Source organism: Sphingomonas sp. GW821-FHT04B01, assembly GCF_059420425.1.
On record NZ_JBWKTR010000011.1, the window covers coordinates 1 to 13,463 of the forward strand.

8 protein-coding genes, 1 tRNA gene and 1 other annotated feature (1 of these 10 running past the window's edge) are annotated in these 13,463 nt (G+C 68.1%); of the genes, 4 read left to right on the forward strand and 5 right to left on the reverse strand.

From position 1 onward, the window contains the following. A tRNA-Met gene (locus AC07UH_RS19195) sits at window positions 1–77 on the forward strand. A gap of 283 nt (window positions 78–360) precedes the next feature. On the opposite strand, the gene AC07UH_RS19200 is transcribed toward AC07UH_RS19195, so the two are convergent. Continuing rightward, the gene (locus tag AC07UH_RS19200; RefSeq protein WP_495181797.1) at window positions 361–1,650 is read right to left on the reverse strand and encodes an SGNH/GDSL hydrolase family protein; all 1,290 of its coding nucleotides are present in this window, start codon (window positions 1,648–1,650) and stop codon (window positions 361–363) included. A gap of 94 nt (window positions 1,651–1,744) precedes the next feature. On the opposite strand from AC07UH_RS19200, the gene AC07UH_RS19205 reads away from it, so the two are divergent. Then, window positions 1,745–4,198, forward strand: a complete 2,454-nt coding sequence (locus AC07UH_RS19205) for a glycosyl hydrolase 115 family protein (protein ID WP_495181798.1) — start codon at window positions 1,745–1,747, stop codon at window positions 4,196–4,198. Window positions 4,199–4,543: 345 nt separating this feature from the next. On the opposite strand, the gene AC07UH_RS19210 is transcribed toward AC07UH_RS19205, so the two are convergent. From AC07UH_RS19210 to AC07UH_RS19220, 3 genes are all read right to left on the reverse strand, one after another. Next, window positions 4,544–5,686 carry an endo-1,4-beta-xylanase gene (locus AC07UH_RS19210; protein WP_495181799.1) on the reverse strand — a complete coding sequence of 381 codons (1,143 nt, stop codon included), beginning with the start codon at window positions 5,684–5,686 and terminating at the stop codon, window positions 4,544–4,546. A 127-nt stretch (window positions 5,687–5,813) separates the two neighbouring features. Beyond that, on the reverse strand, window positions 5,814–6,914 hold the full coding sequence (locus tag AC07UH_RS19215) for a Ca2+-dependent phosphoinositide-specific phospholipase C (RefSeq protein ID WP_495181800.1): 1,101 nt from the start codon (window positions 6,912–6,914) through the stop codon (window positions 5,814–5,816). 3 nt (window positions 6,915–6,917) lie between these two features. Next, on the reverse strand, window positions 6,918–9,569 hold the full coding sequence (locus AC07UH_RS19220) for a TonB-dependent receptor (protein WP_495181801.1): 2,652 nt from the start codon (window positions 9,567–9,569) through the stop codon (window positions 6,918–6,920). A gap of 309 nt (window positions 9,570–9,878) precedes the next feature. Here AC07UH_RS19220 and AC07UH_RS19225 point away from each other — a divergent pair, with 309 nt between their 5' ends. Further along, window positions 9,879–10,847 carry a ferritin-like domain-containing protein gene (locus tag AC07UH_RS19225; RefSeq protein WP_052075705.1) on the forward strand — a complete coding sequence of 323 codons (969 nt, stop codon included), beginning with the start codon at window positions 9,879–9,881 and terminating at the stop codon, window positions 10,845–10,847. 25 nt (window positions 10,848–10,872) lie between these two features. Beyond that, a complete protein-coding gene (locus tag AC07UH_RS19230; protein ID WP_495181802.1) occupies window positions 10,873–11,883 on the forward strand; it encodes a ferritin-like domain-containing protein in 1,011 nt (336 codons plus the stop codon). A 9-nt stretch (window positions 11,884–11,892) separates the two neighbouring features. On the opposite strand, the gene AC07UH_RS19235 is transcribed toward AC07UH_RS19230, so the two are convergent. Further along, window positions 11,893–13,371: a SulP family inorganic anion transporter gene (locus tag AC07UH_RS19235; RefSeq protein WP_495181856.1), complete on the reverse strand. Its 1,479-nt coding sequence runs from the start codon at window positions 13,369–13,371 to the stop codon at window positions 11,893–11,895. A gap of 70 nt (window positions 13,372–13,441) precedes the next feature. Next, window positions 13,442–13,463 (reverse strand) — a sequence feature (sul1 is cis-regulatory element that is thought to sense ions involved in sulfur or methionine metabolism; They are found in Alphaproteobacteria) (it continues 34 nt past the right edge of the window).

Genomic DNA, 13,463 nt, shown 5'->3' on the forward strand with positions numbered 1-13,463 from the left:
CGCGGGGTGGAGCAGCCCGGTAGCTCGTCAGGCTCATAACCTGAAGGTCACAGGTTCAAATCCTGTCCCCGCAACCACCGTTACCGATAGCCAGACCGTCTCAGGGAAACCCGAGGCGGTTTTTTTGTGCCTGCCGGCGAGCGGTAGTGCGCCGCCGTTGCATCCCGCATGGTGCCGCTCTCCGCCGTCGCAACCGGCACGAGTGTCTGCTCTTGTGGGCACCGAAGTCTCAGGCACTATGCGTTGGGATACCGGCGCTCCGCATCAATCTGTTCCTTCATCCGCCGGGTGGGACGCTGGAGTCTTCTAGCTCCGGCCCATGAAGCCGGCGCTTTCTGCATTTTGGGCCCATCACAGTGGTCATCTCCGCCGACGGACTCGTACGGCGCTCGCGCCGAACAGGCGCAGCGGGACTGCTTCTGCCATCGCCCGATAGCCCGCCTCGTTGGGATGAAGGTGATCGCCGCTGTCATAGGCAGGCAACAGCCGATCCGGATGCGCAGGGTCGCGGATCGCCGCGTCGAAGTCGATGACTGCGTCGAACACAGCCGACCGGCGGATCATCGCGTTGATCGCCTGTCGGGTGGCTTCGGTTTGCGCCGAGGCGTGGTAATAATCGTTGCCGACGAGCGGGGTTATTGTCGCGCCGATCAACCGGATGCCATGTGAGCGCGTGCGGGCGGCGAGTTCGTGGTGGGATGCGGTGATTTCGGCGATCAAGGCACGCTGCGTGGCGGCGTTTGCGGGGGCGTCGCGGGTCAGGACGCCGAGGTCGTTCACGCCCTCCAGCACGATCGCATAGCGGACGTTCGGCCGCGCGATGACGTCACGATCGAAGCGCGCCATGAGGCTGGGGCCATTGCCGTCGAGCAGGATGCGGGTGCCGCCGATCCCGGCATTGACCACGGAGAGGCCCGCCGTCCCCGGGTTCGCAGCGAGGCGGCGGGCGAAGACGTCAGTCCAGCGCGCGTTACCGTCGTCGCGAACGCCGCGGCCGTCGGTGATCGAATCGCCGATCGCGACGATCGCGCCTGCCGTGCCGCCGCCGGCGACCTCGACGTCGGCGAGATCCCACCAGCCGCCGATCTTTTCGGGCGCCGGCAGCATCGCGGCCGCACTCTGGTCGCCGCGCACGAGGAAGGTCGTCGCGCGCGCGCCGGGGTGGCCGGTATGACGCGTAGCCGGCTTGGGCAGGAACAGGCTGATCGCCAGATCATCACCGGCCTGCGTCGCCAGCAGCACCGGATCCGAATAGATTTCCGCGCCAGCGGGGATGGTGGTCGCGGTGGCGCCGCTGAAGGTCAGCGCGCGATTGCCGGTGACCTGCGGCTGGCCCGGTACGCCCCGCGCCAGCCATGCCGCACCAATCCGCAGCGGCGTGTCGCCCATCACGTTGGAGAGGCGGACGCGGACCATCGTGCCGCCGGCGGAGAGATGGACGGTCTGGCGGATCGTCACCGGACCGAGCGCCGCGATCCGCTCGGCATCCGCCGCGGTGGCCAGCATCTGTGCCGACCCCCAGGCGGGGACCCAGCGTAACGACGGCACCGCGCGCGCTGCGGGCCTCGGATGGAGCGACTGCGACGATCCGCCGGTTGCCAGTCCAGCCAGGACGATCGTCATCGTCGCAAAGCGCCACCGTTTCGTCATTCGCCGCTCCTGATCGCCATCCTCTTGTCCGAGGCTTCGTGTTAGCGTTATCACCAAGTGACGTACCGCGACAACCGGCGGACGGGGAGAGGATATGCAGCTGCAGCGGATCATGATGGCGATGCTCGCCGCGGCCAGTCCGGCTGCGGCCGCCGCGGCGACGCCGGATTGTGCAGCGCCAGTGACGGCGTGCATGCGCGCGGCACCGGGTGCGGTCGCGCTGCTCGCGCCGGGGCGGCCGACGCTGATCGCGGTCGATGCCGGCGAGGATGCCGGGGTGCGGCGCGCGGCGGATGACCTGGTCGGCGATCTCGTCGCGGTCGGTGGCGGCACCGTGCGGCTGGTGGGCAAGGCGGACGCCGGCACCACGGTCATCGCCGGGACGCTCGGCAGCCCGCTGGTCGGAGCGCTGATCCGCGCCGGTAAGATCGACGTCCGCGGTCTCGACGGGCAATGGGAGGGCTATGTCGAGCAGGTGGTCGAGCGGCCGCTGCCGGGTGTCGATCGCGCGCTGGTGATCGTCGGTGCCGATCGGCGCGGCACGATCTTCGGCCTCTACGACATCAGCGCCAAGGCGGGCGTCAGCCCGTGGACCTGGTGGGCCGACGTGCCCGCGCAACGGCATCCGACGCTCTATCTCACCGCCGGCCGCGTCGCCGACCATCCGGTGGTCAAATATCGCGGCATCTTCATCAACGACGAGGAGCCGGCGTTCGGCGGCTGGGCGCGCGCACGGTTCGGCGGGGTCAATCATCTCGCCTATGAGAAACTGTTCACGCTGCTGCTGCGCGCCAAGGCCAATTTCCTGTGGCCGGCGATGTGGGGCAAGTCGCTGTGGCAGGACGATCCCGCCTCGGCGCCGCGCGCGCGCGAAATGGGCGTGATCCTCGGCACCTCGCATCACGAACCGATGGAGCGCGCCAATATCGAATGGCAGCGGCAGGGTGGCGGCCCATGGGATTATACCCGCAACGGCGAGCGGCTGCGCGCCTTCTGGCGGGCGGGGATCGCGCGGCGCGGCGTGTCGGAGGACCCGGTGACGATCGGCATGCGCGGCGACGGCGACGAGCCGATGACGCAGGGTACCGCGATCGGCCTGTTGCAGCGGATCATCGCCGACCAGCGCCGTACCATCGCCGAGGTGACCGGCAAGCCCGCCGCCGCCACGCCGCAGGTCTGGGCGCTCTACAAGGAAGTGCAGGATTATTACGATCAGGGGATGCGCGTTCCCGACGACGTCACCCTGCTGTTTGCCGACGACAATTGGGGCAACATCCGCCGGCTGCCGGCGCCCGGCGAGCAGCGCGCGGGCGGGGCCGGCGTCTATTATCATTTCGATTACGTCGGCGGCCCGCGCAACTACAAATGGCTCGACACCAATGCGGTGCCGCGGGTCTGGCAGCAGATGGCGATGGCGCACCAGTTCGGCGCCGACCGCCTGTGGATCGTCAACGTCGGTGATCTCAAGCCGATGGAATATGCGACCAGCTTCTTCCTGGCGATGGCGTGGGACCCGGATCGGATGACCGAGGCGGCGATGCAGGCCTATCCGGCGCGCTGGGCGGCGCAGCAATTCGGTGCGGCGCAGGGACCGGCGATCGGCGCGCTGATCGTCGAATACGGCCGGCTCGCCAGCCGCCGCAAGCCCGAGCTGATCGATGCCGATACCTATGCCGAGACCGCGGGCGGCTGGGCGCGCGTGCTCGGCGAATGGACTGCGCTGGCGGCGCGCGCGGGGCGGCTGGCTGCGGCGATCCCGACGGAGCGGCGCGATGCCTATGACGAACTGGTGCTGCACCGGATCGATGCGATGACCAACCTGCATCGGCTTTACGCCGCGGTCGCCGCCAATCGCCGTGCGGCGCAGGCCGGCGATGCCGCGGCGACAACGCGCTGGGCGACGGCGGCGCGCGGCTATTTCGCCGAGGATGCCGCGCTGCGCCGCCGCTACGAAGGCCTGGCCGGCGGCAAATGGCCGGAGATGATGGCGCAGACGCATATCGGCTATACCGGCTGGCAGCAGCCCGACGTGGACGTGATGCCGGCGCTGGCGACGGTGGCGGCGCCGCTGCCGGTGCCGGCGATGGCCACGCCGCCACTGCGGAGCATCGCCGCGGATGCGGGCCGGGCGATCGACGGCGCCGGCGTCCGCTGGCAGCGCGTGGCGGGCTTCACCGCCGCGGGCGCGGCGATGATCGCGATGCCGGCGACCGCGCCGGCGATCGAGCGGCCGGGCGGGGCGGGGCCGCAGCTCGCCTATGCGATCGACCTGCCGGCGGGGGCACGCCGCTTCGACGTGGTCGCCGCGCCGGGGCTCGACGTGCGGGGCACCGGGCGTCATCGGGTGGCGCTCTCGCTGGACGGCGGTGTGCCGGTGATCGTCGACCTGCTCGCCGACGAAACCGAGGCGCGCTGGGGCAAGGCGGTCGCCGACAATCGCCGCGTCGCCGGCGCGACGCTGCCGGTGACGCGTGCGGGGCGGCACGTGCTGCATGTCTGGCTGGTCGACCCGCAAGTGGTGATCGAGGGGATCGAAGTGGCGGGCTAGGAGGGGTCGAGATTCCGTCGGATTCTCCCTTTGATGGACAGGGCTAACCCATATGAGCTTTGTTGTGGATCCGCCGTGATCCACCCCGCGGCGAGGGAAAGGCTTGATGCGACACCGTTCTCCCGCGGCCCGGTGGACCCCGGAACCAGTCCGGGGTGACGGATCCGATGAGGAAACCGATCGAACCTCATGACTCGCGACATGCGATTGCGCTCCCTCGGCGGAAGGAGTTGAGCCAAACCCTGAAGGTCGATCCGCCCCAACGTCACCCGGATCAAGTCCGGGTAACGGCCGGATGTGTCGCGGTCGCGGCGCCGATGGGCGCTGATCGGTGTGGGCGCGGGGTCACCGCATCGGTGCGGCCGCCAGTGCCGCGGCGATCGCGGCGCGCATCGGTTTGGGGTGGAGTGCGACGTCATAGGGGGTCGGGCGGCGCTTGACGCCGTCCGGGCGCGGTTCGAAGCCTTCGATCCAGCTGTGCGCGTCGCTCAATCCCCAGCACAATATGTCGCGCAGCTTGGGATAGGACAAAGTGATGTCGAGATAGGCGCGGGTGAAGTCCGCGACCGCGCGGTCGCGCGAGGGAATTGCGGCGGGCAGATGGTTGTCGCGGACGTCGAGTTCGGTGATCAGCAGGCCATAGCCCATCGCCGTCACCGCATCGAGGAAGCGTCGCCAGTCGCCCTCCAGCCGCGCGACCGCGGCGCCGGTATCGATCCCCTGGGTGACGAGGTGCGACTGGACGCCGAGCGCGTCGACCGGCACGCCCCGCCGCCGGAAGCCTTCGAGCAGGCGCAGCACCCCGTCGCGATGCGCGGCGTTGCCCGGCTCCCAGCTCATATAATCGTTGTAGACGAGCTGCGCCTGCGGCGCCGCCGACCGCGCGGTGTGGAAGGCGAGATCGAGCGTCGCCTCCGGGCCGCCCAGCGCCTTCGACAGGCTCGTGTCGTAGAGCTTGCCGTCTTCCGGCCGCACCGCTTCGTTGACGACGTCGTAGCTGGCGATGCGCCGGCCGTAGCGGTCGAGGACGGTGCGGATATGGGTGGTCAGCAGCGCTTCGGCGGCGGCATGCGGCTGCGCGCCGAAATCATAATCGTTGAGCCAGCGCGGAAACCATTTCGGCTGGTGCCACAGCAGGTTGTGGCCGCGCACCGCGAGATGCTCGCGTTCGGCCCAAGCCATGATCGCGTCGAAATGCGCGAAGGCGAAGGTGGTCGGCGTCGGGCGGAGATGCTGCCACTTCATCTCGTTCTCGGCGACGATCAGGCCGCATTGCGCCGCGATCAGCCGCGCATAGGCAGGATCGGCGACGGGCACGCCGTCGCGCCCGCCCGCCTGCCACGGCACCGCCGTGCCGAAGCGCAGTCCACGCCGCGCCGCAATGCCCTGCAGGCTGGCGGGGGCCGCGGCGGCGGCGAGCGGCGCGGCGGCAGTGACCGCCGCGGTCGCGACGGCACCGGCGAGCAGCTCGCGGCGTGACGGGGGCATAAGCAATCCTCTCGATCGTTGTTAGCGCGATCATTCGCGCTGGCGGTGCTTTGGTCAAGTCACCGTGGCGCAGAGGAAAACCGTGTTCTGCCCGTATCTTGCGGCGCGGATTGGGGTGGCGGGCGGATCAGGGGGCGAGGCGGCAGGCGGCGGCGCGCACCGGGTTGCAGCGGGCCATCGCACCACCGGGCAAGGTGACGCGGAAGGCGAGGTGGGCGGGATCGGGCGCGCCGGGGTAATAATCGGTGCTCACCGCCTGCGCGCCGCTCGCCGCGGCGGCGGCGGCCTTGCCGAGGTCGTGTGCGCGCGCCTCGACGGTGTTGGCGTCGGTGCGGGTGCGGACGATCAGCCCCTGCGCGACCCAATGGCGGATCGCGGCGCCATCGACCAGCGGGTCCTGCACGATCTCGATTGCCGCCTCGGGCTGATCGTCGCGATACCAGCCGAACATTGCGCGACCGGCGAGCGAGGGGTGGCCGGCGCGATAGACGGCGGAGACCGCGTCACGGACGTCGAGCAGTACGTAGACGCGGCCGCGCGTCGATTCGAGCGACGGCCAGCCGCGGGTGGTGACCGCGGCGTGCAGCGTGGCGGCGGTACCGCGCACCTCGTCCGGCGTGATCAGGCGCTTGCCGGGCAATGCGGCGCGGATTTCGGCGTCGAGCGCGTCGAGTAGTCCGGCATCGTCGAGCGGCAGCGGCGGGCTGATCCGCGAATCCCTGCCCGGCGTGTCGGCGGCGTTGATCGTGACCATGATCGGCAGGTGACGCGGATGCGCGCGCGACCAGACGTCGATCTCGCCGAGGCAGCGACGCAGCGTCACGCAAGTCGATAGATAGTCGACGTCGGGGATGTGGAAGACCTTGAAGCCCGGGCGGAGCATCGCCGGCCGGTCGAAACCGGTCGCCTCACCCGCGGCGCGGGCGATGCCCTCGCCTTTGGGATCAGCATAGCGGCCGCCCGCCGGATCGGCGAAGACGTCGATCTCGAGCTGGCGCACGCCCGCGTCGAGCTGGCGGGGGAGCGGCAGGTGGTAATAATCGAGCGCTGCGGCGAGCTTCGGGTCGGCGGCGCGCAGCCGGGCCATCACCGCCGCCGGGATGCGCGCCTTGAAGCTGTTGTGCGAGCCGACGACCTGGATGTCGTTCATCGCCTGCGGCCGCCGTTCGGCGGCGCTGCCGAACGCGGCGAGCGCCAGCAACGGCAAAGCGAGGGTGCGGAGCCGCATCGATCAGAACTCCGCACGCGCGCCGAACAGGATCGTCCGGCCGTAATAATTGATCTCGCCGAAGCGCAGCGTGTCGTCATTGTAGGTATAGGCGCGGGCACCGGCGAGGTTGATGCCCTCGACGCTGAACATTAGCTGCGGGGTGACGCGCAGCGACAGATTGCCGTCGAGCGACCCGAACGGCGCGGTGAAGGTCGGCGCCTGGCTGGTGCTGCCGGTGCCCGACAGATATTTGTCGCGCCAGACGTAGGACAGGCGGGCGGACACCGGACCGTAATCGTAGAAGCCGACGAGATTGTAGCTCTGCTTCGACAGGCCGAGCATCTCGTTGCGCAGCACGCGGTTGCCGGCGGTGTAGTTCGCCTCCACCGAGGTGTGCGTATAGGACGCCTGGACGCCGAGGCCGTCGAGCGGCTTGGGCAGGAAGGTGAAAACCTGATTATAGGCGGCCTCGAAGCCGTAGACCTTCGCCTTGCCGCCGTTGACCGAGGTGCTGAGCAGCACGGTGCCGCGGTTGGGAATGTCGATATTGACGTTCTGCGCCGTGATATAGTCGTCGAGGTTCTTGTAGAAGAGGGCGCCGGTGAGCGCGCCGCGACGGTTGAAATACCATTCGAGCGAGCCGTCGAACTGGGTCGCGAGGAACGGATTGAGCTGCGGGTTGCCGCCGCTCGCGGTCGCCGCATCGGTCGAGACGGTGATGCGCGGTGCGGAATCGGTGATGTTGGGGCGGGTCAGCACGCGGCTCGCGGCGAGGCGGGCGACGAGCTTCGGCGTCAGCTCGGCACGCAGGTTGAAGCTCGGCAGTATGTTGTCGAACGTCTTGGGATAGCTGACCGCCTGGAAGGTCGCGCCGGTGGTCAGGGTGCCGCTCGCGAGCTGATCGGTGTGGACGTAGCGCGCGCCGATATTGCCCGTCACCTCGACCGAACCGAGCATCACGCCGTAATCGGCGCGGACATAAGCGGCGGCGATCTTCTCGCTGGTGACGAACGACGACCGCCGGTCTGCTGGCAAAAGCTCAGCATTGGCGATCGCCGGGGTGAACAGCGCGTCGTAATAGGCCTTGGTGACGGGGACGAGCCAGGTGCGCGGGCTGTTGCCGGTGACGCCGGCGAGGAAGTCGTCATAGGGCAGTTGCTGATAGGCGCCCGAGCCGAGCACCGACAGCGGCTGGCCGGTGACGGTGTTGATGAGAAAGTCGCGGCGGCGATAGTCGCGCTTGCGCCAGTGATATTCGCCGCCCGCCGCGATCTTGCGGAGCAGGCCGTCGCCGACGTCATAGCCGAGGTCGGCGCGGCCATAGGCGTCCCAATCCTTGCTGTTCTTGGGCGCGATGTTGAAGGTAGTGACGGCATAGTTCGCCGGATTGGTCAGGTCGCGCGTCGTGGTGAGCGTCGGCAGCACCTTGTAGCCGCCCGAGGCGTCATAGGTCAGCGGCGCGATGAACTGCGCGCGGCTGCGCACCGTGCCCTCGGCATTGCTCGGGTGGTAGCTGTGCGCGGTCGACCAGCTGCCGTCGGCCGAGGCGTGCCAGCGACCCTGGTCGAAGCTCTGGCGCAGCGCGACGGTGAGCAGGTCGTGGCGGTTGAGGCTGTATTCGCGCGACGCCATGAAGCGCGCGTTGTTGATCGTCGCGCCGACCACGGTGTTGCCGCTGATCTTGGTCGAGCCGGGAACGATGGCGGCCGGATTTTTCTTGTCGCCGGAATCGTCGGGATAGATGTCGATGCCGAATTCGTCATAGGCGACGTCGAGCCGCGTCGCGATCACGTCGAGCGTGGTGCGCAGGGCGGGCGTCGGCTGCCATTGCGCGGAGACGATGCCCGACAGGCGCTTGCGATCCTCCGTCTCGATCGTCGGACGCGTCCGCGTCGGCGTGTACAGGCCGCTCGCGCTGCCGAGCAGATTGGTGTTCCAGCCGAAGTTCATGAAGCGGTCATTGCGGACCTGCTTGCCCCAATATTGCGCGCCGGCGAGGATGCCGACCGTCTCGTCCGGGCTGCGGTAGCTGGTCAGCAGCGTGGCATTGGGTTCGACGCGGTGCGTCTGTGCGGTGAAGGTGTAGCGCGAATTCAGCGTCGTGCGCGTGCCGATATCGAGCGGGTGGAAGGTCTTGACGTCGATATTGCCGCCGAGCGCGCCCTCGTTCATGTCCGGCGTCGGCGTCTTGACGACGTCGATGCTCGAGACGAACTCGGCGGGCAGCATCTCGAAGCGGAACTGGCGGCCGTTGGCGCCGCCGTTCTCGATCAGGTCGTTGAGCGCGACGGTGCGGCCGTTGACCAGGGTGTTCTGGAACTGCGGGCCGAGGCCGCGAACGCTGACGTACAGCCCCTCGCCGCGTGGCCGGGTGATCGCGACACCGGGCACCACCTGCAACGCCTCGGCGACGTTCTGCGCCGGGAATTTGCCGATGTCGGTCGAGGCGATCGAATCAAGGCCGTAGGCGGCCTTGCGTTTGGCCTCGGTGGCGGTGGCGATGCTGCGCGCATAGCTGCCGGTGACGACGATCTCGCCGTCCTGCTCCGCATCGCCCGTCGGCGCGTCGGTGGTGCTGGCCGGATTGGTCTGTGCGAGCGCGGCCGGCGTGGCGAGCAGCGCCGCAAGCGTGAGCGGCAGCGTGGCGCCGATCAGGCGCGAAGTACGAAGCATGTGTAGTCCCCCTGGCGTTATGCCGTTCGCCACGCCGCTAGGTGGCTAAGGTTACAGGCCAAAGTAGTACCAATTTCATTTTGATGACAGAGGCGGCTTTGGGTACTTCGCTGCGCCGCACAATTATCGTGATTAAAATATAGTCCGAGACAGACATAATTCTTGAGCTTGCGCTCGACATCGCAACAACGGCGGCTGGCATATTGATCGACATCTATACGACCAAACAGTTTGGGGCCGATGCGATAATGCTGGAACGGAACCGGCGATTGAATGTTGCTGCTCTCAACACAAAGGGGAGTTCTCAGCGTGAGTCACGATGTCAGTCCGATCGACGCGCTTGCGGCGCATGCCGAACAGCGCAAGGACCGAAGGGCCTTTTTCAAGGCAGCAGTAGGGGCGGCGGCCGTAGGGGCCGGCGCCTTTTTGGTAAGCAATCCCGCGCAGGCGCAGACCCTGACCGATGCGGACATTCTCAACTTCGCGTTGAACCTCGAATATCTCGAGGCGAACTTCTATTATTATGCCGTCTACGGTCGTGGCATCCCCGCGACATCGATCACCGGCGTCGGTACGCCGGTCGCGGCGACGGGCGGCAAGCAGGTCATTTTCCAGGATTCGCTGCTCGCGGAGATGGCGCGTGAGATCGCCGAAGACGAACTCGCCCACGTCAATTTCCTCCGCACCGCGTTGGGATCGGCCGCGGTCGCCCAGCCCGCGATCGACATCGGCGTTTCGGCGACCAGCGCGTTCAGCGTCGCGGCACAGGCGGCGACGCTCGTCCCGGCCGGCGGCGTCTTCGATCCCTATGCGTCGGATCTCGCCTTCCTCTATGGCGCGTTCCTGTTCGAGGACGTCGGCGTCACCGCCTATAAGGGCGCCTCGTCGCTGCTGACGAACAAGACCTATCTCGATGCCGCGGCGGGCATCCTCGCCGCCGAAGCCTATCACGCCAGCATGATCCGCACGACGATCGATCAACTCGGCGGCAACGCCGGGCTGAAGGCATCGACGATCCGTGGCGATACCGAGCTCGTCTCGAACGCGCGCGACAGCCTCGACGGCACCAGCGACCTCGACCAGGGCATCGCCTATGTCAGCTCGGGTGCCGGCGATACCTCGAACATCGCGCCTACCGACGGCAACGGCATCGCTTTCGGGCGTACGACCGGGCAGGTCCTCAACATCGTCTACCTGAACAAGGCTCAGGTCACCGCCGGCGGCTTCTTCCCGTCCGGTGTCAACGGCACCATCCGCAGCAGCGCCAACAACGCCTGAGCCTCGGGTTCAAAGGGGATATCCTATGATCGATCGTGAAACGCTTCTCGAAGTGTTCGACATCGCCGAGCGCCGGCGGAACGAACGCCGCCGCTTTATCAAGATGGCGGGCACCGCCGTCGCCGCGACCGCCGGAGCTTCGATGCTCGCCGCCTGTGGCAACGATGACGACCAATATGCACCGCCGGTCACGCCGACGCCCACGCCGACGCCGACCGCGGGTCTTCCCGCAGGCGATGTCGACGTGCTGAACTTCGCGCTGAACCTCGAATATCTCGAAGCGAATTATTATACCTTCGCGGCGTTCGGCAGCGGCATCAACTCGACGGTACAGACCGGAACCGGCACTCAGGGTACGGTAACCGGTGGCGCCAAAGTGCCGTTCGCCGATGCATCGGTCGCGGCCTATGCCCGCGAGATCGCCGCGGACGAGAATCAGCACGTCGCGTTCCTGCGCCAGCAGCTCGGTTCGTCGGCGGTGGCGATGCCCGCGATCAACATCGATGGCGGCGCCAATGGCGCATTCACTGCCGCGGCGCGCGCCGCCGGCGTGGTCGGCGCGACGGGGACGTTCAATCCCTATGCGTCGGACGAGAACTGGCTGCTCGGCGGCATGCTGCTGTCCGACGTCGGCGTCACCGCCTATAAGGGATCGGCGTCGCTGATCTCGAACAAGGTCATTCTCGACGCGGCGGCCGGCATCCTTGCGGTGGAGGCCTATCATTCGGGCCTGCTGCGCACGTTGCTGTACCGCAAGGGGCTGGCGATGCCGGCGCTGCGCACCAACGCAGACCTGATCTCCAATGCCCGCGACACCGTCGACAACGGCTTCGACGACGATCAGGGGATCAGCCCGACGACGATCAACGGCGGCGCGGCATCGAACATCGTGCCCGCGGACAGCAACGGCATCGTATTCGGCCGGACGGCGGGCGACGTGCTCAACGTCGCCTACCTCAACGCCGGTGCGGTGAGCAGCGGCGGCTTCTTCCCGGCCGGCGTCAACGGCAACATCAAGACCTCGACCGCCGCATAACGGCAGGGGTCAGGTCGCCGGCACGCGCATCGCCTGCGCGTGCCGGTCGACCAGCACCGCGCTCGCCGCGTTGAGGCCGACCACCTCCACGGCGATGCCGTGGCGGCGCATTCTGGTCACCACCTCTTCGAGCGCACCGACCGCGGTCACGTCCCAGAGATGCGCCTGCGTCAGGTCGATGCGGACGTGCCGGGCGGTATCCGCCAGATCGAACCGGTCAGCGAAGATCTCCGCACTGGCGAAGAAGATCTGCCCGGCGACGCGATAGTCGCGCGTATCCGTCGCCGCATCATAGGCGACCGTCACCTGCATCAGCCGGGTGACCTTGAAGGCGAAGAAGACGCCGCTCAGCAGCACGCCGACCGCCACCCCCGCCGACAGGTCGTGTGTCGTCACGGTCACCGCGACGGTGGCGAGCATTACCGCGCCCGACGTCTTGGGATGGCGGACGAGGTCGCGCAGCGATCCCCAGGAGAAGGTGCTGATCGACACCATGATCATGATCGCGACTAGCGCCGCGACCGGCACCTGCGCGACCCAGGGGCGCAGCGGCACCATGACGACGAGCAGGAACACGCCGGCGACCAGCGTCGACAGCCGGCCGCGCCCGCCATAGCGGACGTTGCCGACGGTCTGGCCGACCATGCCGCAGCCGGCGATGCCGCCGAACAGTCCGGCGGCGATATTGGCAAGGCCGAGACCGCTGCATTCGCGCGCCTTCGAACTGGTCGTCTCGGTAAGGTCGTCGACGACGCTGGCGGTCATCATCGATTCGAGCAGGCCGACCGCGGCCATCGCCAGCGCATAAGGCGCGACGATCGTTAGCGTCTGCCAGTCGAGGGGCACCGACGGCCAGCCGAACTGCGGCAGCGAGGCGGGCAGGCGGCCGAGGTCGGCGATCGTGCGCAGCGGCATCGGCAGCGCGATGCTGATCGCGGTCAGCACGACGATGCAGATCAGCGGCGACGGGACGATATTGGTCACGCGCGGCGCCAGATAGATGATCGCGAGGCCGAGGCCGATCATCGCATAAGTGTGCCAGTCGACGCCGATCAGCTGCGGCAGCTGCGCCGAGAAGATCAGGATCGCCAGCGCGTTGACGAAACCGGTGCGCACCGAGCGCGAGACGAAGCGCATCAGCACGTCGAGCTTGAGGAGCCCGAACGCGACCTGGAGCAGGCCGGCAAGCAGGGTCGCGGCGAGGAGATAGTGGAGGCCGTGCGCGTGGACGAGCGCGGCGGCGACGAGCGCGACCGAGCCGGCGGCACCCGAGATCATCGCCGGGCGGCCGCCGGCGATCGCGATGACGATGCCGATGACGAAGGAGGCGAACAGGCCGACTTCGGGATCGATGCCGGCGACGAAGGAGAAAGCGATGACCTCCGGGATCAGCGCGAAGGTGCCGACCATGCCGGCGAGCACGTCGCGGCGCGCGCCGGCGGCGCTCGAAAACCATTCGGCGCGGTAACGGGACAGGGAAAGACTAATCATGACGTAGAAATCCGCATGACCGCTCCGGCGCCGCCGGCGGCGACGCGTCAATGTTCGGGAGCGGTTGCGTTGTCCGGCGGATCGGCGGC

Bases quoted from the DNA above. Each gene is read 5' to 3' on its own strand.
- AC07UH_RS19200 (WP_495181797.1), bottom strand. From the start codon at position 1,650: ATGACGAAACGGTGGCGCTTTGCGACGATGACGATCGTCCTGGCTGGA.
- AC07UH_RS19205 (WP_495181798.1), top strand. From the start codon at position 1,745: ATGCAGCTGCAGCGGATCATGATGGCGATGCTCGCCGCGGCCAGTCCG.
- AC07UH_RS19210 (WP_495181799.1), bottom strand. From the start codon at position 5,686: ATGCCCCCGTCACGCCGCGAGCTGCTCGCCGGTGCCGTCGCGACCGCG.
- AC07UH_RS19215 (WP_495181800.1), bottom strand. From the start codon at position 6,914: ATGCGGCTCCGCACCCTCGCTTTGCCGTTGCTGGCGCTCGCCGCGTTC.
- AC07UH_RS19220 (WP_495181801.1), bottom strand. From the start codon at position 9,569: ATGCTTCGTACTTCGCGCCTGATCGGCGCCACGCTGCCGCTCACGCTT.
- AC07UH_RS19230 (WP_495181802.1), top strand. From the start codon at position 10,873: ATGATCGATCGTGAAACGCTTCTCGAAGTGTTCGACATCGCCGAGCGC.